This is a genomic window from Pseudomonas sp. GCM10022186 (assembly GCF_042656385.1).
GTDB lineage: Bacteria > Pseudomonadota > Gammaproteobacteria > Pseudomonadales > Pseudomonadaceae > Metapseudomonas.
The window spans coordinates 22524-41934 of the sequence record NZ_JBHSOU010000070.1; the positions used below are offsets into that span (position 1 = coordinate 22524).

Below are 19411 nucleotides of genomic sequence, written 5' to 3' on the forward strand. Positions count from 1 at the left end.
GCGGTTCCACAGCATCGATCGACCCCGGCCCTCACCTTGTGCAAGGATGCTGGCCAGTTACCTATAAGAACGAAGCACAGGAGCATGCCGTGACGTTTCACCCTAATTTCAAGGAAGGCCTCCACCCCCACCGGCAGCCTGAGAACCTGACTTGCTTCAGCTGCTGCGAACCGATTGATCACTCGGCAGTTCGTTTCGATGGGTATGACGCGCCAGGCGTTGGGCGATCACTGTATCTCCACCCGGTCTGCGCCTCGGAAATGGGCCAGCGTCTGATATGCGACGGCTGGCCGAATCGCAGAAAGCCCTGAGACTTCTCCCCGGCCAGCGAGGACGGGGAGGGTATTCACTGCAGTGTCTTGATTCGCGCTAGCACCATGGTCAAGGCGAACCCCAGGCCCCGGTCAAAGTCCGTCTTATGCAGCTCCTCGGAAGTGCTGGCGCCGGACTTCCTAAGTTCGCTAGCCAAGTCGAAGAGCTCGTCCAGTGCCGGGCGCCCAAGGGGTGAGTTGATCCCTTCGTCAATCAGAGCGTCGAGCATCGCGGGTATATCGTCGGGGCACACGCCTTCGCTGGTGACGACCTCTTTAGCCATTGTCAGGCCGGGTGCGTCCTGTTGAGTAGGCTTTTTCATGATGCTCTCCGGAGGTGGACTTAGTCGGTAGACACCCTGCCTCCGGACGCGATCAGGTTATTTTCCAGTCCAGGCTGCGGCCAGTGAGCTCGGATCCGGAGCCGTAGCAGGGCACCAGGAGCCTGTCACCGTACTGGCGCGTGCCCGTTCCAGCATTGCCGCAGCTCACCCCGGGCGCTCGATCGGTGTTTCTACCCGTAGCCGATCCACTACAAGCGCTTGGCCGCAATCGCCACACCAGGTTCCCGTGAACGGCGATATTTGGCCTTGCCCAGATTCAATACATTGACCTCCCCGTGGAACTCATCCATGGGCGCGAACCATTCAATCGAACGTTAGGACACTGTATGACTCTCTCGAATCAGCGAATTCAATCGGTCTACCAGACTTGGGACTTACTGGTTGGGCTATCCCGTAACGCCGAACTGCCGAAAGAGATCCGCCAAGAGGCGGATCGCTTGCTGAGGCACTATCTGTACTCCCAGAAGGTCCACCCAATCTTCCCCGACACTCCTGACACGGGGAAACTGGTGGTAGATACAACGTGCACAGACCTGTGACCGGTCAAGCGATGCTGTACCTCTGGTGCGGCTGGCGGGGGATTCATTCAAACGAATGAAGGCGAAAGGCCACGGAGCCACTAGAATTCGGGCGACTGATCCGGGGAGGGATCTGATTACATGGACCGAATTCAGAAGGCCCTGGTGGGCGGTGCTTTGGGGCTGATTGGCATTGCCGTGCAAGCTGAGCCTATGTGCGACTGCAGCAAGATCATTGGGCGGTGCGCTGCGTCGATCAAGATGAAATCACTGACGGGGGCTGCACCGTCCTACTCGGCCAACTTCTCGATTACTTCGACCACGGCGACGTGCTCGAAAGTGTCCTACTACATCGACGGTACGCCGTACTTCAATGTCCTGGCAAACACGAACTCGGTGGAAGACAGCGCGTTTGGCACGTCACCTATCTCCATGAAGAGCTTCTCGGAAGTGAAATGTGAGGTCTGTGCCGCTTCAGCTGCCGCTGCCGGTGGGGGGCAGTCTTCTCCTGGCCAAGTGGCCGTTGACGAGAATACCGCTCGATTCCTTGGGACTTGGCAGGGCACGCTTCGATGGATGCTGTTTTCAGATGACGCGACCATTTACATCCGGTCCACAGGCGGGCATTTGACTGGGCGTGCCGACATGGAAAGCGGCCCGGTTGAGTTCACGAGCATGCGTATAAACGGCAGAACCTTGGTCTACACCTTCATCGGCCAGGATGGAGGGAACTACACCTACACCATGAACCTCACCGCCAATGGAGCGGCGCAGGTGTCTGGAAGTAGTACTTCCGGTCCCGGAATCAGCTTCAAAGGTACGCTGCGGAAGGTCCGGTAGAGGCCGATCTGTGACAGGGAATCGTGACGTGTCTCGGCATCGTGCCACGGCGTGGTGATCTCCTTCAGCGACTCTGTGCCTGCGAGTCAATTCGAAGCAACCAGTGAGGATTCAGCGGAGCATCCAGACCTGGTACGCCTGATAAAGGATCACTGCAGCGATCCCCCATAGCATCAGCGCCCGGATTGTCTTGAGCGTAAGCGCCCAATAGACCGCGCCGGCCACCAGGACGTCGAGTATCAGCTTGTGCGTCAGGACCCACTGCTTGTCGATATTCGTAGCCAGGTATCCAGCGGCCAGGGCCACCAATACCTGCAGGGTTGTCAGAAAGGGAAAAAATCCGCTTTCAACCGGCTTCGAAGTGTTCACATACACCCGGCCCAGGCCTTGGCAATGGCGGCACTCGACCTTCTGCCCATTTTTCAGATTGATGCTGCTGCCATGACACACTGAACATTGTTGCCAAGCCATAACTTCGCTATGTCGCCTACTGAAGATTGTTACTCGGTAACGGTAGATTGACTGCGGCTACCCGGCATTACCGTTTGTTTGGGTAAGGCGGCCGCTGGGTTGTATAGGCTGGTCGCTGGCGGATGACGACAAGGGATGCTGGCGCTTCGGAAATGGCTCGGCAGGGCGATCTCCGGTTCCGGACAGGAAATATATCTGCAGCTCACCACAAATCCGCCAGCCGCCTGGCGCTGTTGAGACCCTAATCAGGTGCATCTGAAAGCGCGATGCACCGGGAGCGATCAGTGACCGAACCGACGCACTGGGCAGAGCTGCATCAGCTCTCGCTCGACGTAGCGGCTTCGCACATCGCCATAGTGGCCTTCCTGGAAGAAGCGGCAGTCCCCTGGTCGGATGACCAGATGGCGAAGTTCGAGCAGCTCATTCTCGCTGAGCGCATGGCGCTGAGTGCCTACGCGGCTTTCGCTGCCGACGCGAGTGATTGCCCCGCCGCGATCGGAGCCCGGAAGGGATGCGGGGCGGGATGGGCTACTGGTTGAATCGGTAAAAAGAGGTTAAGCGTCCGCAAAAAGGTTCCTTGTTCTGCAAAAGAGCAGGTGCAAAGAGAACGCGTCGACTTCCTGGAAGCGTTGCCCGGAGTGGTAACCCTGTTGTGGCAGCCAGGGGTTGGCAGGCTTCTGGGCCAATGGCCCTGTGGAAAGTGCCGGTATCATTTGTTCTTGTGCTCGGCTCTGGCTGCGTGGAGCTCGTTGATCGCCTTGGAAATGGCGTCTGAATTGTCCAGCAGCGTCTGCAGATGGTATCGGGTTTTCTCGGCTACCTCGGGGTTGCCGCAGGAGTCTGCCCATTTGGCCAGCTCGGCAATCGCGCAGCCAAGTGCATTCTGATTCTCGCTGATCCGGTAGATGGCGGCTGTAAGCGGATCCCTGCCGGGCATTGCATCCTCCTTGTGCAGTCAGCCTTGGCAGAAGCGTAGCCCAGCGCCATCAAAGTAGCGGTACACGGCGCTGCCGCGCTTCTCGGTGCCAAGTCGTTTGTGCAACGCGTCCTCGACCGCTGCTCCGAGCCCCCGGAAAAACGAAGCTCCCGGTTCCCTGGATGATTTCGGCCTGGGCGGTGGCTTCACATTGCCAGCCTTGCGTGCGTAAGTGATTGATTCGGAATTTTATTTGGGCTTAAATCAGCGCCTTGCCTCAGTACCCCTCCAGCCCGGATGGCGAAATCGGTATACGCAGAGCACTTAAAATGCTTCGCCCTTTGGGCTTGCGGGTTCGAGTCCCGCTCCGGGCACCATTGAGATGGTTTCAGATGTCTCCATATGAGTCTGAAACCCAGAAAAACTGGCCATCTTGGCCGGTTTTTTGTGCCTGTACGTTTCCTCATGCTTCCACACATATACCCATTTTAGGTATACGTATAGGTATACGCCGGTTCGGCAAGGAGTCGTATACCCATGGCGCGTACCGTAACCCCGCTCTCGGATACCAAATGCGAGGCCGCCAGGCCGCGCGAGAAGGATTACACCCTGTTCGATGGCCAGGGCCTGTTCCTGCTGGTGAAGGCCAATGGCAGCAAGGTCTGGCGCTTCAAGTACACCCGGCCGAACGGGAAGGGCGGTTTGGCGACATTCGGCAGCTATCCGGCCCTGGGGCTCAAGTCCGCCCGCAACCGGCGCGCCGAGGCCCTGGAGCTGCTGGCTCATGGGATAGACCCCATCGAGCACGCCAAGCGCGAGAAGGCCGAGGTGCTGGCCGCCGCGACCAACACGTTCAAGGCGATCGGGCTTGAGTGGCATGCCGCGGGCGCGCGCAAGTGGTCGAAGGACCACGCAGCGAAGATCCTGACGAGGATGGAGCAACACCTGTTTCCGACGCTGGGTGATCGGAGTGTCGCCGATTTGAAGGTGCGTGACCTGCTGGTGCCCCTGAAGAGCGCGGAAAAGAACGACCACCTGGATCTCGCCAGTCGCCTGCGCCAATACATCAGCGGCGTGATGCGCTTCGCCGTGCAGCATGGGCACCTCGAGACCAATCCGGCCAACGACCTGGTGGGCACCACCGCCACCCGCAAGACCCAGCACCGCCCGGCGCTGCCGCTGGAGCGCCTGCCCGAGCTGTTGCAGCGCCTCGAGGTCTACAAGGGACGTCCCCTGACCCGCCTGGCGGTCTCACTGACGCTGCTGGTGTTCATTCGCTCCAGTGAGCTGCGCTTCGCCCGCTGGGGAGAGATCGACATGGAGCGCAGCCTCTGGACGATCCCGGGCGAGCGCGATGCTATCGAGGGAGTGAAGCACTCCGAGCGCGGCGCCAAGATGCGCACCCCGCACCTGGTTCCGTTGAGCCGTCAGGCCCTCGGGTTGCTGGGCCAGGTGCACATGCTGTCGGGGCGCTTCGAGCTGGTGTTCCCCGGCGACCACTACCACCACAAGCCGATGAGTGAGAACACCGTCAACGCTGCCCTACGGCGTCTGGGCTACGACACCAAGACCGAGGTCTGCGGGCACGGCTTCCGCACAATGGCCTGTTCCGCCCTGGTGGAGTCCGGACTGTGGAGTCGGGAGGCGGTGGAGCGGCAGATGAGCCACCAGGAGCGCAACAGCGTGCGGGCGGCCTACATCCACAAGGCCGAACACCTGGAAGAGCGCCGGCTCATGGTCCAGTGGTGGGCGGATTATCTGGATGCCAACCGGCAGAAACACGTTACGCCCTACGATTTCGCTCATCAGGGGGCGGAAAGCACCAACGTAGTGGAGATCAAGCGGGCATGATTTCAGCGCAATCACCTTTCCACGATTTTGACCCGGATTGGTCGCGCGAGCAGGCTTGCGCGGCTGGTGACGACGGTCCGCATAGCCCGTTTCAACGCTGGCAGGCATGGACACTGATGATGGAGGCGTATCGAACAGGGTTCGAAGGAGGAGATAACACCAACCTCCTAGAAGCAATGCGCCTGTGTGCGGTCCACTTGCTTCCGATGCCGGATTGGGTAGCTAGCGCATACCTTGCCAGCTTCGGAATGTGGCGATTTCATCGCGTTGCTACTCTGGATGAGGCTTTCGGAGTACAACCGCCTCTGGCGTGATGCCCGTCGCGCCGATCCCGAGCATCCCTACCTGGTCACCAAGCGGGTTCCTGGCCGCGCATGAGGACGCCCGCGGCATCCTCAATGCTGGCTTCACCCGGGACAGCGCCATCGTGATCCGCTGCGTCGGTGACGATCACCTGCCCACCCCGTTCAACGTCTGGGGCGCCAAGGCCCTGTGTGGTATTGGCAAGATCGCCGACACCCTGGCCGACCGCAGCGTGCCACTGCGCCTGCGCCGGCGTACCCCAGGGGAGAGCGTGGAGAGCCTGCGCCACTCCGATCCGGCGCTCTGGGAAAAGCTGCGCTCCCGTCTGGCCCGCTTCGCCCAGGACAGTGCCGAGGCCATCGGCAAGGCCAGGCCCACCCCGATCACGGGTCTGAACGACCGCGCCAACGATGCTTGGGAGCCGCTGCTGGCCATCGCCGATCTGGCGGGTAGCCACTGGCCCAAGTCGGCCCGTCATGGTTTCGCGGTCGCCAGGTTGCTTACTGGACTTCCGAGGGGGCGCAGAAGGTTGCCACGCATACCGCCTTCGAGCGGAAGCGCCTCGACTCCAAGAAAATCACCGGCCTGCTGGTACTGACCCAGGAACTCCTGGACGGGCAGGGCGCTGCCTTCGAATCGGCAGTGACCAACGACCTGGTGACCCCCATTGCCGCTCTCGAGGGGATTTCTTTCCTCGATCCCAGTAACGGCGGAATTCCCAATCAATCCCCGGCATCGGTCACCAATGGTGTGACGCCCGTGCCGTCATCGGGCACCGATGCCGACGCCGTGCGGGCAGACATCAGGGCCCTCTTCGCAGCCTTTGATGGCTCGCTTGAAACTGCTGTGATAGCGATGCACCCGGAGACCGCCCTGTCCTTGTCGCTCATGCAGGCAGCGCTCGGTGAAACCGGCCTGACGGTACGCGGTGGCGACCTTTTCGGTGTGCCGGTGGTAACCAGCGATTCAGTGCCGGTCGACTCCAACGGCGCAATAGTGGCGTTGATCGATCCAGCTGGAATTCTGCTCACCGATGAAGGTGTTCAGATCAAGCATTCCATGCTCTCCACCATTGGGATATCTGGCGGACCCGATGGTCAGCATTTCCTCTCCCTCTGGCAGAACAACCTGACCGCTGCCTTGGCCGAACGCTTCCTGAACTGGGAAGTCGCGCGCGCAGGCTCCGTCGCCTGGCTGTCCGGCGTTCAGTGGGGTGCGTGATGACTGCCACCCAAGACCGTGCCGAAGACCTGGTGAAACGAATCGGTGAGCCGCAAGGACAAGGCCGAACTCAACGAGGAATGGGACGCCAAGGAACTGGAGCTCAAGGATCAGCATGAGCAGGCGCTGGCTGACCTGGAGAACGCCCGCCAAACGGCATCATTGGCCGCCGCCGGCAACCTGTTCGGCAACCTGGCCAACCTGGCCAAAACGTTCTACGGGGAGCAGTCCGGCCTGTACAAGGCGGCCTTTGCGGCCCAGCAGGCGATGGCTATCGCTCAGACCATTATCAACACCGAGACTGCTGCTACTGCCGCCCTTGCACCTCCGCCTATCGGTCTCGGCCCCCAGGCTGGCGCTGTGTATGCCCAAGTCATTCGTGGCATGGGCTATGCGTCTGCCGCGCTCATTGGCGCGCAGACCATCGCGGGCCAAGCGCACGACGGGATCATGTCTATCCCCGAGGATGGCACCTGGAACCTGAAGAAGGGCGAGCGGGTCACCACTGCGGAAACCAGCGCCAAACTGGATAGCACATTGGACCGGGTACAGGCCGACATCGCCGCCAACGGCGGAGGCCGTCGCACAGTCAACAACATCACCATCAATCAACCCAACATCACCAACGCGAAGGAAGCAAGGGCGGCAAGCGCTCAAACCTACAGAGACACCGTCCGAGCCTTTCGCTCTGCTGGGAGGTACGACTAATGGCAGAGATCATGAAATTTCCCGCCAGCCACGCCAGAACCTGGAGGAAGTGGGAGCAATTCTGGCGGGAACAGATCGCTGCGAAAGGCGTTGCCGCCGCCGCCGCAGAGAAAGTCCTGGCTGAGTTCAAGGGTTATCACGCAGAGCTCTTCTCGGACCAGGCGATCGACTTCCAGATGAAGTGCGATGAGCCGCTCTCTGAGGCTCAGCAGGCCGCAATGAAAGAAGCGCTTCACACCATGGCCGAGGGCTACGAACGGTACTGCGATAGCAGGATAGGAATCGCAAAGGACATCATCTTGGACTTGCTGGTGGAGAAGCACCGCTAAATCATCGAAATAGTGTTTTCCTAGAAAGGCATTAAAGCTTAGTGCCGCGCGGTTTTCAGCCGAAATTTAACTTTCTAAATGAGGTAGATAAAAAAGCGCCATTCGGGCGGACACCAATTCCCGAAAACACCCGAAACTGCGTTTTCTGAAAATCGACTCCAAGCCTAGTGCGGCGTGGCCTGCGGACGAATAAATTTTATCTGATTGAAGTATATGCAGAAATGCCCGGGCCCCGGCTCCAGGCCATCCAGTTCCACAATCTGTCCGCGTGCGAAGCGGACAAAACACGGACCAGAAACGAAAAGGTGTACTGATGGCCAGGCTCCAGACGCTGAAGCCCCGTGTGGGTGAAGTGAAGCAGACACGTATCCAGCCACTGCCCACCGTGGCCGAACGCAGGATCACCGGCAGGAAGCTCCAGGACAGACGCCTGAAGGTCTGGGCCCGTAACCCCCACTGCGCAGAGTGTGGGAAGCTCTGCGACTTCCCGGCCGGCTTCGAGCTGGACCACAAGATCCCCCTGTTCCTGGGCGGATCGGACACCGAAGACAACTGCCAGGTGCTGTGCTCTGGCCTTGATGGTTGTCACGCCAAGAAGACGGCGAGCGATCTCCGTGGGGTATGAGTTATGGGGGCGTGGGGTGAACCTTGCCGGTCGCCCCTTGCTGACCGCCCGCCAAACTCGTCGATCATTAATCCGAAGAATTTTCCTGAAATCTCAGTCCAGGCCCGGGGGGGGGGGGGTAGTCGGATATTCCAAACCCCTTCCCTTGGGAAACCCCCCGCCAACCCATTCGCAGAAAAAATCCCCTCTACAGCCTCCGGTTAACACCCTGTTAATCAGCAAATGAATTCATCAAATACCCTGGAACCCTTGCGGCTCTAGGGCTTAACGCATTTGCTGATTTGTTAAAGGCTGTTAACTTTTCAAATCCAGGAGCTTTGCCAGTAAACCTTACCGACGTCGCAGTTGATTCAGCTCTTTCACTGCCGCAGCGCGCAGATCGTCCAGGTAGCTGGCCAGGTCCCGGAGGTGGATACACCGCTCGGTGGCAGGGCTACTTAGTGCAGTCTCGATACGAGATAGATCCCCAACGCTAGAGCAGCAATGTTCGCTGCGCTGCCGGTCGCGAGGCACAATCCGAACCAGAGCTGCTCCGGCCAGGGAATCGACCGCGTGACAGAGCTCTGAGTATTCGGTGTCCGAGGCGATAGCACAGGTCATTGACGAATAAATCGATCAGAGCATCAAGCATGCTCACCCCTTGGGTTGGTTGAATTCACCAGCAGCCCACTTCTGCTCGAACTCACGCTTGGCGTGCAGTTTGTGGTTCTGGCACTCGACCATGTGAGAGTCACTTTGCCAGTTGTCGCAGCCACGCATTGGCTTGTAGAAGCTCTCCCAGGCCGCATCCCTCTGTCGCTGCTGATCTACCCGGGCGCGCTGCGCCTCGACTGCCCGCTGTGCGTCTATTGCTGACTGCCTGCGCGCTTCCTGCTCGGACATCGTTTGCTGATGTTGGCGCTGCAGTCGTCGGGCTTCTTGCTGAGCCTGCACTTCTCGCAACTGCGTCTGGGCCTTCGCTTGAGCGGCACGATTGTTCGCCAGCATCTCATCCTGCATGTTTTTGAGGGTGTGGGTGATGACCTGGGCCGTAATGAACCACATCAGCAACCCAAAACCGAGGCCAAGGGCGAGCCGAAGAAGGATGCGGGAGAGTTCCTGCGAGAGGGAGAAGCGAGCCATTCCTTGGTTCCACTGCAAGCAGATGGCGCAATGCTATCCGGCGGGGGAGTAAGAGGGAAGGGAGTTCAGAAACGAAAAGCCCCGCTGGTGGCGGGGCTTGGTTGACGCGAGCAAAAGTCAGCTGCTCTTGGATGCTTCCGCTTGAAACGTAAAATAGAAACCGGCGTCGATTTCTACCTTAGAGAAATCGCGCTCTTTTGGCTTTCTCTCTATCGCGTCCTTCGCCTTCAAGGCATAGGAAGACCGTCCGGGAAGATCAGATCGTTTCACGTAGTTCTCTGGACGGTTTCTTAATTTCATAATCAGTAGCTCGCGAAAAGTTTTCTCAACTCCTGATCGGTGATCCTCGCCTTGCAAGCATCACCCACACGCCGCTTCGTGCCACCATTTACAGTCTTGTAGCAGACAGAACTCCGGTCTGCATTGACGCTTAGCTCGTAGGCTATCCCGTTGTCGCTCTTTGTCCAGGTCATTGTGTCTGCCTGTGGCACGAATTGCCAGTCTAGGCAGCTTCCATCAATACCCGCCATCGCATTGGCCACTTCGATGGCAGACTGGTATCGCTGCGTCGGATCTACAGAGAGACATTTTTTGATCACATTTCGTAAGGTAGACGGAATGTGCGGCAAAAATGAAGATCGGTCCGGAAACCTGCCATTACGGACGTCGTATCGGTACGCGTCACGGTCGAAGTTGCTCGGGGCTCCATATTTTTGGAGTTGTGCGTAAAAGTGATCGTTCCCATTGCACATTCGATACAAGGTCAGGCCAAATTGATAGATGTCGAATGTCCGATCAAAGTGATCTGTTTGCATCGCCTCTGGCGGAATCATTTTTCCATAATGCCTGTCCTGAGCGGCAACGCCTGAATAATTCATCTGCTTCGCTTGGCCAAAATCGGAGATAAGGGCTTCCCCGCGCGGTGAAAGCAGAATGTTGTCAGGTTTAACGTCGAAGTGAATAAGGTTTTTTGAATGTATGTTATGAAGGCCGCTAAGAGTTTGAGTGCCTAGGGTGATTATCTGTCGAACAGTCAGATAGCCCTGGGTCATTAAGTCCTTAACGGAGCCTCTTTGGTAGTATGGCATTGCTACGTATACATGGTCGGTGTCGAAGCATGCATAGTGGATTTGCACTACATTCGGATGCGCGCTGGCGTACAGAGCCTGGGACTCTGTGAAAAAATCATCTGGAGAACTTAAAGTTCCTTTGCGAATTTGCTTGGTGACAATTTCTGCGTTTAGTTGATGGTCGCGAGTTACGAAGGTCTTAGAGTTTCGGCCATCTTGTCCGATTTCCCTGATTACGTCGAACGTCAGCTCTGCCTTCTGGTAGGGCTTAAGCATTTCAGGCTCCCATCGCGCACAGGATTGCTTCCCGTGCCTCCTTGCTTAGTGAATTCCAGTTCTCTATGCCGGGATCGTCCTCGCCGGCTACCAGCGGCTTGAATCGTGTACGTTCGTAGCCTAGCCGTTTTGAGATCGATGAGATTTGGCCTACGTAGTAGGATTGGAGTTCCGAGCTTGCGAAGGCTTCCTGAATCACACCTTCAATCTGAATGCGTTCGATGTTCATCGATTGTGCATTCGGTTCAGTTACTCGGACGCCAGCTCGTTCAATCTCATATTCTCTGAGAATGTCTAATAGGTTAGAGCGGATGTACTTCAGTGCGTCTGGCGTCTCAAATGCCGCAGGTACCTTTAGCTCTTCGATGTTAAGAACTGCATTTTGGTCGGTATCCAATATGGCAAATGTGATAGACCTTGGTGCGGCTCGAATTCCTATCTTCCTCATTCTCAATCCTTGCGTGAAATTTTGGATTTTCGGTGCCCGTCTAGCTCAATGCCCCACAATCTCCCGATACCGCCGCTGGTACTCCTCGTAGCTCAGGGTGCCCTGCTGCTGCTCCAGTTGCTGCAACTGGGCTTCCTTGGCGCGATAGGGCGATGTCTGCACCGGGGCAGGGGCCGGCTGGTAGCCCTCGGAGGCATAGCCACCGCAGCCTGGCAGCGCGCGATCAAGGATCAGGTTGCCTTCCACGTTCACGGCGACGTAACCGACCAGAAATACGAAGGCTTCTTGGTTGATCACAACGTTGGAAAGGCCAACGGCGCAGCGCTCTTTTTCAACGGCGCGGTCAATCGCTTCCTTCATGTTGGGCTGGCCCAGGGGGAACAGCACCACGGCCACCTGGTCCTTCCCTTCGACACGCCGACCCGTTTCCAGCGCGTTGGAGTTCATGTTGAAGTTCTTGGTACTGGCCACCGTCAGATCCGCAACTCGGATGGAGCAACCGGCGAGGGTCAGGGTGGCAGCTAGGGAAAGCAGAGCGAGGGAAACGGCGCGCACGGCGACCTCCTTGTCGAAAATTCGCGGCATTCTGCCACCACCGAATCGGCTCGGGCTATAGGCGAATCGTGGGAGATCTACTGGTCGAATCGTCTGGCTTGCGTCGCATCATTACATTAGACGGAGATTTAGGTGTTTTCTGTCCCCCCGAAACCCGCCGTTGCAGGGGGCTGTGACTATAGGACTAAATCCCCCTGTTTCAGGGCTCCGCAGGAGTGCTTTCGGATTTAGGTATACGTTTTGGTATACGGCTGCTGGATGAAAGGCTAAGAATCCAGATTTTACGGGGCTTTCATTGGTTTGCTTCGAGTCCCGCTCCGGCACCATTCAAAATCAGCGTGTTACGCAACTTTCCTCGAGTCGTTTCAGATGAGTAGCAGCGGCCTATGGCCCAGCTCGCTGGCCTTGAAGCGATGTGGCTGTCGCACGTGAAGTTCGCGGTTGCCGAGGATCGGCCTTCGTCGTACGAAGAAACGAGGCTGAAGTCGTTTTCGCGTTCCGTTTCAGCTCGCCGCCCGGCCGGAAGAAAATGGTCTAAAAACGCGCTGCCGGAAGCGGAGGGCTTTGCTAACCTGAATATCAGTAGGTGGATACGCAGACTGATGCGCAAGCGGATAGTGAGGAAACGTGGGGCGCGTTCCGAAGGGTACACGGTTAGAAAGATCTCCCCGATGAGATCCAGCCCTTACGCCGTGTGAAGCAGAAGAGTTGACATGCTTCTGCGAGAAGCCTGATAAACCTCGCAAGCCGGAAACCAGCGCCGGCCACCTACTACGAATTCCAGGCCCGCCTCGCGCGGGCCTGATCGTTTCTGGTGATTTCTGCATGACAGTCCTTCCTATATCATCGTCGCACGCGCGGTATGGATGGGACGCGTCCGATGCTGGCGTCGAACCTTTCGCCTGGGCGAATGGACTAAGTCTGAATTGGCGGCGCGCCCTGAGCGTGCCGGTTGTGCAATTCGACCGACTTTTGGGGAGCCTGAATGACTCGGGTGATAGAGGGGAATCGAATGGAATCGAAAGAGCAGCAGCTGGTGCGTTTGCTCAGCCTGACCACACGGAGTCTCACGCACCTTACGGCGGCGGTGAGTGAAATGTCCTTCGAGATGATGCGCAGTGAGGATCCCGCGGTGAAAAGTGCGGGAACGCGCATGATCGAGCATCTTGCCGCCATCGGTGCGGGGCTGGATCAGAACTGGGAAACCCTGGCCAGCTTCAGCGGAATGCCGATTCCCTACGAGATCACCGAAGCGCTGGTGGAAATGGAGCTCAAGGAACTCCCGCTGGAATCCTGACCACGACAGCCGTCGCCGTACTGTCATGGCGCCGTCACGCGCCTGCCATCAGCCTTGGATGGAATCCGCCTATCACTGGCGGAGGTTCTATCCATGCGGCTATGCGTGATCGGAGCGGGTTATGTGGGTTTGGTAACGGCGACCTGTTTTGCCGAAATGGGCAACCAGGTCACCTGTGTTGAACGCGATCCCTTTCGCCTGGCGCGCCTTTCCCGCGGCCAGGTGCCGATCTACGAGCCCGGCCTGGAACCCATGCTCCAGGCCCATCTCTCCAGTGGCCAACTGAACTTCACTGCGCGGATCGACGACGGCGTCGAACAGGCCGACATTGTCTTCATCGCCGTCGGCACGCCCAGCGGAGAGGATGGATCGGCCGATCTTTCCCACGTCCTGGCGGTGGCCGAAGAGCTGGGGAGCAGTCTCAGGCACCGCTGCCTGGTGGTGGACAAGTCCACCGTCCCCGTAGGCACTGCGGAGCGGGTCGCCGAGCGCATCAATGCCGGTATAGCGGCGCGCGGGTTGTCTTTCAGGGTGGAGGTTGCGAGCAACCCGGAGTTTCTCAAGGAAGGCTCGGCCATCGACGACTTCATGCGCCCGGATCGGGTCATCATCGGTTGCGACGAGCCGGAGGCGACTGAACAGCTGCGTCGCCTCTACGCGCCGTTCCTGCGCAATCACGAGCGGGTGCTGGCCATGGGGGTGCGCGCGGCAGAGTTCACCAAGTACGCCTCGAACGCCTTCCTCGCGACCAAGATTTCCTTCATGAACGAGATGGCCGGCATTTGTGCGCGACTGGGCGTGGATATCGAGGATGTGCGCCGCGGCGTCGGCAGCGACAAGCGCATAGGTACGCACTTCATCTATGCCGGCTGCGGCTATGGTGGGTCCTGCTTCCCCAGGGATGTGCGCGCGCTGATCCGCACGGCGGAGCAGGAGGGCATGGAACCCGGCATCCTGCGTGCCGTGGAGGCGCGCAACGCGCTGCAGAAGACCCTGCTGTTCCAGGCCCTGCGCGAACACTTCGATGGTTTCCTGCAGGGCAGGGTGGTGGCGCTCTGGGGGTTGGCCTTCAAGCCGGGTACCGACGACCTGCGCGAGGCCCCCAGCCTGGTGCTGCTGGACGCATTGCTGCAGGCGGGGGCGCGGGTCCAGGCCCACGATCCGGCGGCCAACGCCGGGGTCGCCGCGCGCTACCCCAGGGCCGTGGAGTCGGGGCAATTGCGCCTGCTGGACTCGCCCTATGCCGCCAGCGAGGGGGCGGATGCCCTGGTGCTGGTGACCGAATGGAAACAGTTTCGCCAGCCGAACTTCGAGCGGATCCGTGGTCTTATGCGCGTGCCCGTGATCTTCGATGGACGCAATCTCTACGCGCCGGAGCAGTTGGCCGACGCGGGGTTTCTGTACCGAGGCATAGGAAGGCCCGCAAGCGGCCATTGTAAGGCGAGTGCCGCCTGATTAGACTGCGCGGCGATCCGCCCAAAACCCACCTCTCAAGGTTCGAAATGATCAAGAAATGCCTGTTCCCCGCCGCCGGTTACGGTACCCGCTTCCTGCCGGCCACCAAGGCGATGCCAAAGGAAATGCTGCCTGTGGTGAACAAGCCGCTCATCCAGTACGGTGTTGAAGAGGCCCTGGATGCCGGCCTCAGCGAAATCTCCATCGTGACCGGCCGCGGAAAGCGTGCCCTCGAGGACCACTTCGACATCAGCTACGAGCTGGAGCACCAGATCAAGGGTACCGACAAGGAAAAATACCTGGTCGGCATCCGTCGCCTGATCGATGAGTGCAGCTTCTCCTACACCCGCCAGGTCGAGATGAAGGGCCTGGGTCATGCCATTCTCAGCGGCCGCCCGCTGATCGGCGACGAACCTTTCGCCGTGGTCCTGGCCGACGACCTCTGCATGCACCTGGAAGGCGACGGCGTGCTGACCCAGATGGTCAAGCTGTACAACCAGTTCCGCTGCTCCATCGTCGCCATCCAGGAAGTGCCGCGCGAGGAGACCTCGAAATACGGCGTGATCGCCGGCGAGATGATCCGCGATGACATCTTCCGCGTGAACAGCATGGTGGAAAAACCCAAGCCGGAAGATGCCCCGTCCAACCTGGCGATCATCGGCCGCTACATCCTGACCCCGGACATCTTCGACCTCATCGAGCAGACCGAGCCGGGCAAGGGCGGTGAGATCCAGATCACCGACGCCCTGATGAAGCAGGCCCAGGACGGTTGCGTGCTGGCTTACAAGTTCAAGGGCAAGCGCTTCGATTGCGGTGGTGCGGAAGGTTACATCGAAGCCACCAACTACTGCTTCGAGAACCTGTACAAGACCGGCAAGGCCTTCTGATCGGCTACGCCAGAGAAGAGGCCGCCTGCGGGCGGCCTTTTTCATTGCCGGGGGATTGCCATCGTGGCAGCGAATTCATTCGAACTTGGGAAACCACGTCCTGAGGACGTGGTCATGAGTCAGCGGCTCTGCCTGTGACGATTCGAATGTCCGGGCTGGCAGGATGAAGCCGATGGGGTAGGGTGCACCGTGCGCACCGGCGGTTCGACGTGGTGCCGAAGCCGATCCCGGAATCGGTGCGCGCAGCGCACCCTACGGTCCAGGCCAGGCGAACGGGGGCGGCCTTGTGCGCGGGGGAGGATTCGCTCCCACAGCGCGTAGGGTGGAAATCCCTTGGGGATTTCCACCATTGGTGCCTTGCGCCGCCTCGCTGGTGGATAGAAAAGCGCTATCCACCCGGGTCAACCCATCCCACAGGAAAGCTCAGGGAATCGGCAACGCCTCCGAGCCCGGCCCCAGCGGCTGGCCATAGCTGAACTCCACATAGTTGCCCGCGGGATCGCGCAGGCCGCAGTAATAGCCCACCGGGTAGGGTTCGTCCCGAGGCGGCCAGATCAGGCAGCCAGCGGCTTCGGCGCGGGCGGCGATGGCATCGACCCGTTCGCGGCTGTCGACCGCGAAGCCGAAGTGGCTGTAGTCATCGGCGGCGAGGTGGCGGTCCTGGCCGCCGGGCATGATGACGAAGATGAATCGGTGCTCCTTGCCGGGCTCGGCCATCCAGACGATCTTCGCGCCCTTGCCGGCGCGTTCGTGGATCACCCGCATGCCGCAGAATTCCTCGTAGAAGCGGATGCAGGGCTCCAGTTCCGGTACATGCAAGGCGACGTGGGTGAGGGTGGGACGCATGGTGATCTCCTGGTCGATGCCTCAAGGATAGGCCCGGCAACTGGCCAGATACAGATCTTCCGGTATGCTGGCGGCTTGTTTCCGGAGACTTTCCATGGCTTACGACTTCGACCTCTTCGTAATAGGCGCCGGTTCCGGCGGTGTGCGCGCTGCGCGCTTCGCGGCCGGCTTCGGGGCCCGCGTGGCCATTGCCGAGAGCCGCTACCTGGGCGGCACCTGCGTCAACGTCGGTTGCGTGCCGAAGAAGCTGCTGGTCTATGGCGCCCACTTCGCGGATGACTTCGAGCAGGCCGAAGGCTTCGGCTGGTCCCTGGGCGACGCTGGCTTCGACTGGCCGACCCTGATCGCCAACAAGAACCGCGAGATCCACCGCCTCAACGGCATCTACCGCAATCTGCTGGTGAACAGCGGCGTCACCCTGCTCGAAGGCCACGCCAGGCTGATCGACCCGCACACCGTGGAAGTGGCCGGCCAGCGTTGCACCGCCGGGCACATCCTGATCGCCACCGGAGGCTGGCCGCAGATCCCCGACATCCCCGGTCGCGAGTTGGCCATCAGTTCCAACGAGGCCTTCTTCCTCGAACAGTTGCCCAAGCGTGTGCTGGTGGTGGGCGGTGGCTACATCGCCGTCGAGTTCGCGTCCATCTTCCATGGCCTGGGCGCGCAGACCACGCTGCTCTATCGTCGCGAGCTGTTCCTGCGCGGCTTCGATGATGCCGTGCGCCATCACCTGCGCGACGAGCTGGGCAGGAAGGGCCTGAACCTGCAGTTCAACGCCGACATCGCGCGCATCGAGAAGCAGGCCGACGGCAGCCTGCTGGCCACCCTCAAGGACGGCCGTCACCTGGAAACCGACTGCGTCTTCTACGCCACCGGCCGCCGGCCGATGCTCGACAACCTCGGCCTGGAGAACACCGGCGTCGAACTGGACGCGCGCGGCTTCATCAAGGTGGACGACCAGTACCAGACCAGCGAGCCGTCCATCCTCGCCCTGGGCGACGTGATCGGCCGCGTGCAGCTGACTCCGGTGGCCCTGGCCGAAGGCATGGCCGTCGCCCGCCGGTTGTTCAGGCCCGAGGAGTACCGTCCGGTGGATTACGAGCACATTCCCACCGCCGTCTTCAGCCTGCCCAACATCGGCACCGTCGGCCTGACCGAGCAACAGGCGCGAGCCAAGGGTCACAAGGTGAAGCTGTTCGAAAGTCGTTTCCGGCCGATGAAGCTGACCCTCACCGAGAACCAGGAGCGCACCCTGATGAAGCTGGTGGTGGATGCCGAGTCCGACCGCGTCCTCGGTTGCCACATGGTCGGCCCGGAGGCCGGCGAGATCGTCCAGGGTCTGGCGGTGGCGCTCAAGGCAGGGGCCACCAAGCGTATCTTCGACGAAACCATCGGCGTGCATCCCACCGCCGCCGAAGAGTTCGTCACCATGCGTACCCCGGTAGGCGCCTGACCCTGAATGGAGCAGCTCTTCTACCTGTCCGACCTGTTCGGCGTGGCGGTGTTCGCCATCACCGGTGCGCTCATGGCGGGGCGCAAGTCCATGGACCTGTTCGGCGTGCTGGTCATCGCCATCATCACGGCGCTGGGGGGAGGCACCCTGCGTGATGTCATCCTCGGCAATCACCCGGTGAGCTGGATCAGGGACGACACCTATATCCTGATCGCGTCCCTGGCGGCGGTGGGTACCGTGCTCTGGGTGCGCCTGACCCGGCCCATCAACGAAAGCGGCCTGTTGCTGGCGGACGCCTTCGGCCTGGCGGTGTTTACCGTCTACGGCACCGAAGTCGCCCTGCAGCACGGTTTGCAGCCGGGCACGGCGGTGATCATGGGTGTGATCACCGGTGTCGGTGGCGGCGTTCTGCGGGACATCATCTGCAACGAGGTGCCGCTGATCTTCCAGAAGGAGATCTACGCCATCGCCTGCATCGCCGGTTCCCTGGTCTTCATCGGCCTGCGCGAAGTGGCGCTGCCGGGCTGGCTGGTCACCTCGGCGGCCATGCTGGTGGTGCTGCTGATCCGCCTGGCGGCCATCCACTGGAAACTCTCGCTGCCGCGCTTCCATCTGCTCGACCGGGATTGAATTCCCCCCCGCGGCGCCTGCCGCGGGGGCATTTGCAACGCCTCTGCTGGCGAAATCCGGCAAACCCGCAACACTGGGTGCAGTCGTTCTTCGGCACTTCAGGTTGGAGGAAAGCCCCATGCCCAGAATCGCCTTGTCGCTCGCGCTGCTCCTCGGCGCCGGTCTGGTCCAGGCCGAGATCAAGACCACCGAGATCCCCTACAAGGGCCCGGACGGCACCTCGCTGGTCGGCTACTACGCCTACGACGACGCCATCGCCGGCAAGCGCCCCGGCGTCGTGGTGGTCCACGAATGGTGGGGCCTGAACGACTACGCCCAGCGCCGCGCCCGCGACCTCGCCGCCCTCGGCTACAGCGCCCTGGCCATCGACATGTACGGCGAGGGCAAGAACACCGAGCACCCGGCCGATGCCCAGGCCTTCATGCAGGCAGCGCTGGCCAGCGCGCCGGCGGCCAAGGCGCGCTTCATCGCCGGCCTCGACCTGCTCAAGGCGCAACCGCAGACCGACCCCGCCAGGCTGGCCGCCATCGGCTACTGTTTCGGCGGCAAGGTGGTGCTCGAAATGGCGCGCCAGGGCGTGCCGCTGGCGGCCGTGGTCAGCTTCCATGGCGTACTGGCCGCCACCACCGCCGCCAAGCCCGGTGCCGTCAAGGCCAAGGTGCTGGTGGAGCATGGCGAGAACGACACCCTGGTGCCCGCGGCCTCGGTCAATGCCTTCAAGCAGGAGTTCGACGAGGCGGGGGCCGACTACCGCGTGGTGATCCAGCCCAAGGCCAAGCACAGCTTCACCAATCCCGACGCCGACCGCCTCAGCCACGCCGGGCATGGCGGCGAGAAGGGGCCGGACCTGGGCTACAGCAAGGTGGCCGACGAGAACTCCTGGGCCGACATGCAGGCCCTGTTCAAGGAGGTATTCGCCCAGCCCTGATCCCCCT

General features: G+C 60.4%; 22 protein-coding genes, 1 tRNA gene and 1 pseudogene. 16 read left to right on the top strand and 8 right to left on the bottom strand.

The window, feature by feature from the left end:
- Positions 1-346 precede the first annotated feature (346 nt).
- Entirely contained in the window at positions 347-634 is a 288-nt protein-coding gene (locus ACFPU0_RS25510) for a hypothetical protein (protein ID WP_377696086.1), read from the bottom strand.
- A gap of 347 nt (positions 635-981) precedes the next feature.
- Here ACFPU0_RS25510 and ACFPU0_RS25515 point away from each other — a divergent pair, with 347 nt between their 5' ends.
- Entirely contained in the window at positions 982-1194 is a 213-nt protein-coding gene (locus ACFPU0_RS25515) for a BPSL0761 family protein (RefSeq protein ID WP_377696087.1), read from the top strand.
- Between the two features lie 120 nt (positions 1195-1314).
- On the top strand, positions 1315-2013 hold the full coding sequence (locus tag ACFPU0_RS25520; protein ID WP_377696088.1) for a hypothetical protein: 699 nt from the start codon (positions 1315-1317) through the stop codon (positions 2011-2013).
- Between the two features lie 111 nt (positions 2014-2124).
- Here ACFPU0_RS25520 and ACFPU0_RS25525 read toward each other — a convergent pair whose 3' ends face one another.
- The gene (locus tag ACFPU0_RS25525; RefSeq protein ID WP_377696089.1) at positions 2125-2484 is read right to left on the bottom strand and encodes a hypothetical protein; all 360 of its coding nucleotides are present in this window, start codon (positions 2482-2484) and stop codon (positions 2125-2127) included.
- 284 nt (positions 2485-2768) lie between these two features.
- Between ACFPU0_RS25525 and ACFPU0_RS25530 the strand changes: the two genes are divergently transcribed.
- On the top strand, positions 2769-3023 hold the full coding sequence (locus ACFPU0_RS25530) for a hypothetical protein (protein WP_377696090.1): 255 nt from the start codon (positions 2769-2771) through the stop codon (positions 3021-3023).
- Positions 3024-3193: 170 nt separating this feature from the next.
- On the opposite strand, the gene ACFPU0_RS25535 is transcribed toward ACFPU0_RS25530, so the two are convergent.
- Complete coding sequence (locus tag ACFPU0_RS25535) at positions 3194-3421, bottom strand: hypothetical protein (RefSeq protein ID WP_377696091.1); 228 nt, start codon at positions 3419-3421, stop codon at positions 3194-3196.
- Between the two features lie 270 nt (positions 3422-3691).
- Between ACFPU0_RS25535 and ACFPU0_RS25540 the strand changes: the two genes are divergently transcribed.
- The 7 genes and pseudogenes from ACFPU0_RS25540 (at position 3692) to ACFPU0_RS25570 (ending at position 8437) form a co-directional block, all read left to right on the top strand.
- Positions 3692-3777, top strand: a tRNA-Leu gene (locus tag ACFPU0_RS25540).
- A 160-nt stretch (positions 3778-3937) separates the two neighbouring features.
- Positions 3938-5251 carry a tyrosine-type recombinase/integrase gene (locus ACFPU0_RS25545; RefSeq protein WP_377696092.1) on the top strand — a complete coding sequence of 438 codons (1314 nt, stop codon included), beginning with the start codon at positions 3938-3940 and terminating at the stop codon, positions 5249-5251.
- Positions 5252-5540: 289 nt separating this feature from the next.
- Positions 5541-6062 (top strand): annotated as a pseudogene (locus tag ACFPU0_RS25550) (DUF3631 domain-containing protein); the annotation flags it as partial.
- A complete protein-coding gene (locus ACFPU0_RS25555; protein ID WP_377696248.1) occupies positions 6011-6775 on the top strand; it encodes a phage major capsid protein in 765 nt (254 codons plus the stop codon). The pseudogene ACFPU0_RS25550 and the gene ACFPU0_RS25555, both read left to right, overlap by 52 nt.
- Before the next feature lie 45 nt (positions 6776-6820).
- Positions 6821-7483, top strand: coding sequence for a hypothetical protein (locus tag ACFPU0_RS25560; RefSeq protein WP_377696093.1), 663 nt, complete (start codon positions 6821-6823; stop codon positions 7481-7483).
- Positions 7483-7812 carry a hypothetical protein gene (locus ACFPU0_RS25565; protein ID WP_377696094.1) on the top strand — a complete coding sequence of 110 codons (330 nt, stop codon included), beginning with the start codon at positions 7483-7485 and terminating at the stop codon, positions 7810-7812. The genes ACFPU0_RS25560 and ACFPU0_RS25565 overlap by 1 nt, the downstream gene beginning before the upstream one ends.
- 313 nt (positions 7813-8125) lie before the next feature.
- A complete protein-coding gene (locus ACFPU0_RS25570) occupies positions 8126-8437 on the top strand; it encodes an HNH endonuclease (RefSeq protein WP_377696095.1) in 312 nt (103 codons plus the stop codon).
- A gap of 633 nt (positions 8438-9070) precedes the next feature.
- On the opposite strand, the gene ACFPU0_RS25575 is transcribed toward ACFPU0_RS25570, so the two are convergent.
- The 4 genes from ACFPU0_RS25575 to ACFPU0_RS25590 all read right to left on the bottom strand — a co-directional run bounded on the left by ACFPU0_RS25575 (position 9071) and on the right by ACFPU0_RS25590 (position 11938).
- Positions 9071-9559: a hypothetical protein gene (locus tag ACFPU0_RS25575; RefSeq protein WP_377696096.1), complete on the bottom strand. Its 489-nt coding sequence runs from the start codon at positions 9557-9559 to the stop codon at positions 9071-9073.
- 302 nt (positions 9560-9861) lie between these two features.
- A complete protein-coding gene (locus ACFPU0_RS25580; RefSeq protein ID WP_377696097.1) occupies positions 9862-10905 on the bottom strand; it encodes a serine/threonine-protein kinase in 1044 nt (347 codons plus the stop codon).
- 1 nt (position 10906) lies between these two features.
- Complete coding sequence (locus ACFPU0_RS25585; protein WP_377696098.1) at positions 10907-11353, bottom strand: hypothetical protein; 447 nt, start codon at positions 11351-11353, stop codon at positions 10907-10909.
- A gap of 45 nt (positions 11354-11398) precedes the next feature.
- Positions 11399-11938, bottom strand: a complete 540-nt coding sequence (locus tag ACFPU0_RS25590) for a hypothetical protein (protein WP_377696099.1) — start codon at positions 11936-11938, stop codon at positions 11399-11401.
- A gap of 955 nt (positions 11939-12893) precedes the next feature.
- Here ACFPU0_RS25590 and ACFPU0_RS25595 point away from each other — a divergent pair.
- The 3 genes from ACFPU0_RS25595 to galU all read left to right on the top strand — a co-directional run bounded on the left by ACFPU0_RS25595 (position 12894) and on the right by galU (position 15547).
- Complete coding sequence (locus tag ACFPU0_RS25595; RefSeq protein ID WP_377696100.1) at positions 12894-13205, top strand: hypothetical protein; 312 nt, start codon at positions 12894-12896, stop codon at positions 13203-13205.
- A 93-nt stretch (positions 13206-13298) separates the two neighbouring features.
- Positions 13299-14660, top strand: coding sequence for a UDP-glucose dehydrogenase family protein (locus ACFPU0_RS25600; RefSeq protein ID WP_377696101.1), 1362 nt, complete (start codon positions 13299-13301; stop codon positions 14658-14660).
- Between the two features lie 47 nt (positions 14661-14707).
- Positions 14708-15547 (top strand): UTP--glucose-1-phosphate uridylyltransferase GalU, encoded by an 840-nt coding sequence (gene galU, locus ACFPU0_RS25605; RefSeq protein ID WP_377696102.1) that lies wholly within the window; start codon positions 14708-14710, stop codon positions 15545-15547.
- A 423-nt stretch (positions 15548-15970) separates the two neighbouring features.
- Here the strand turns inward: galU and ACFPU0_RS25610 are convergent, their stop codons facing one another.
- Entirely contained in the window at positions 15971-16393 is a 423-nt protein-coding gene (locus ACFPU0_RS25610; protein ID WP_377696103.1) for a VOC family protein, read from the bottom strand.
- 94 nt (positions 16394-16487) lie between these two features.
- Here ACFPU0_RS25610 and gorA point away from each other — a divergent pair, with 94 nt between their 5' ends.
- The 3 genes from gorA (at position 16488) to ACFPU0_RS25625 (ending at position 19404) form a co-directional block, all read left to right on the top strand.
- Complete coding sequence (gorA, locus tag ACFPU0_RS25615) at positions 16488-17846, top strand: glutathione-disulfide reductase (RefSeq protein WP_377696104.1); 1359 nt, start codon at positions 16488-16490, stop codon at positions 17844-17846.
- A gap of 6 nt (positions 17847-17852) precedes the next feature.
- Positions 17853-18476: a trimeric intracellular cation channel family protein gene (locus tag ACFPU0_RS25620; protein ID WP_377696105.1), complete on the top strand. Its 624-nt coding sequence runs from the start codon at positions 17853-17855 to the stop codon at positions 18474-18476.
- Between the two features lie 118 nt (positions 18477-18594).
- Positions 18595-19404, top strand: coding sequence for a dienelactone hydrolase family protein (locus ACFPU0_RS25625; RefSeq protein ID WP_377696106.1), 810 nt, complete (start codon positions 18595-18597; stop codon positions 19402-19404).
- Positions 19405-19411 lie beyond the last annotated feature (7 nt).

What these genes read in the sequence shown, in the direction of transcription:
- ACFPU0_RS25510 (WP_377696086.1), bottom strand. Translation starts at nt 634, where the DNA reads ATGAAAAAGCCTACTCAACAGGACGCACCCGGCCTGACAATGGCTAAA.
- ACFPU0_RS25515 (WP_377696087.1), top strand. Translation starts at nt 982, where the DNA reads ATGACTCTCTCGAATCAGCGAATTCAATCGGTCTACCAGACTTGGGAC.
- ACFPU0_RS25520 (WP_377696088.1), top strand. Translation starts at nt 1,315, where the DNA reads ATGGACCGAATTCAGAAGGCCCTGGTGGGCGGTGCTTTGGGGCTGATT.
- ACFPU0_RS25525 (WP_377696089.1), bottom strand. Translation starts at nt 2,484, where the DNA reads ATGGCTTGGCAACAATGTTCAGTGTGTCATGGCAGCAGCATCAATCTG.
- ACFPU0_RS25535 (WP_377696091.1), bottom strand. Translation starts at nt 3,421, where the DNA reads ATGCCCGGCAGGGATCCGCTTACAGCCGCCATCTACCGGATCAGCGAG.
- ACFPU0_RS25545 (WP_377696092.1), top strand. Translation starts at nt 3,938, where the DNA reads ATGGCGCGTACCGTAACCCCGCTCTCGGATACCAAATGCGAGGCCGCC.
- ACFPU0_RS25565 (WP_377696094.1), top strand. Translation starts at nt 7,483, where the DNA reads ATGGCAGAGATCATGAAATTTCCCGCCAGCCACGCCAGAACCTGGAGG.
- ACFPU0_RS25570 (WP_377696095.1), top strand. Translation starts at nt 8,126, where the DNA reads ATGGCCAGGCTCCAGACGCTGAAGCCCCGTGTGGGTGAAGTGAAGCAG.
- ACFPU0_RS25575 (WP_377696096.1), bottom strand. Translation starts at nt 9,559, where the DNA reads ATGGCTCGCTTCTCCCTCTCGCAGGAACTCTCCCGCATCCTTCTTCGG.
- ACFPU0_RS25580 (WP_377696097.1), bottom strand. Translation starts at nt 10,905, where the DNA reads ATGCTTAAGCCCTACCAGAAGGCAGAGCTGACGTTCGACGTAATCAGG.
- ACFPU0_RS25585 (WP_377696098.1), bottom strand. Translation starts at nt 11,353, where the DNA reads ATGAGGAAGATAGGAATTCGAGCCGCACCAAGGTCTATCACATTTGCC.
- ACFPU0_RS25590 (WP_377696099.1), bottom strand. Translation starts at nt 11,938, where the DNA reads ATGCCGCGAATTTTCGACAAGGAGGTCGCCGTGCGCGCCGTTTCCCTC.
- ACFPU0_RS25595 (WP_377696100.1), top strand. Translation starts at nt 12,894, where the DNA reads ATGACTCGGGTGATAGAGGGGAATCGAATGGAATCGAAAGAGCAGCAG.
- ACFPU0_RS25600 (WP_377696101.1), top strand. Translation starts at nt 13,299, where the DNA reads ATGCGGCTATGCGTGATCGGAGCGGGTTATGTGGGTTTGGTAACGGCG.
- galU (WP_377696102.1), top strand. Translation starts at nt 14,708, where the DNA reads ATGATCAAGAAATGCCTGTTCCCCGCCGCCGGTTACGGTACCCGCTTC.
- ACFPU0_RS25610 (WP_377696103.1), bottom strand. Translation starts at nt 16,393, where the DNA reads ATGCGTCCCACCCTCACCCACGTCGCCTTGCATGTACCGGAACTGGAG.
- gorA (WP_377696104.1), top strand. Translation starts at nt 16,488, where the DNA reads ATGGCTTACGACTTCGACCTCTTCGTAATAGGCGCCGGTTCCGGCGGT.
- ACFPU0_RS25620 (WP_377696105.1), top strand. Translation starts at nt 17,853, where the DNA reads ATGGAGCAGCTCTTCTACCTGTCCGACCTGTTCGGCGTGGCGGTGTTC.
- ACFPU0_RS25625 (WP_377696106.1), top strand. Translation starts at nt 18,595, where the DNA reads ATGCCCAGAATCGCCTTGTCGCTCGCGCTGCTCCTCGGCGCCGGTCTG.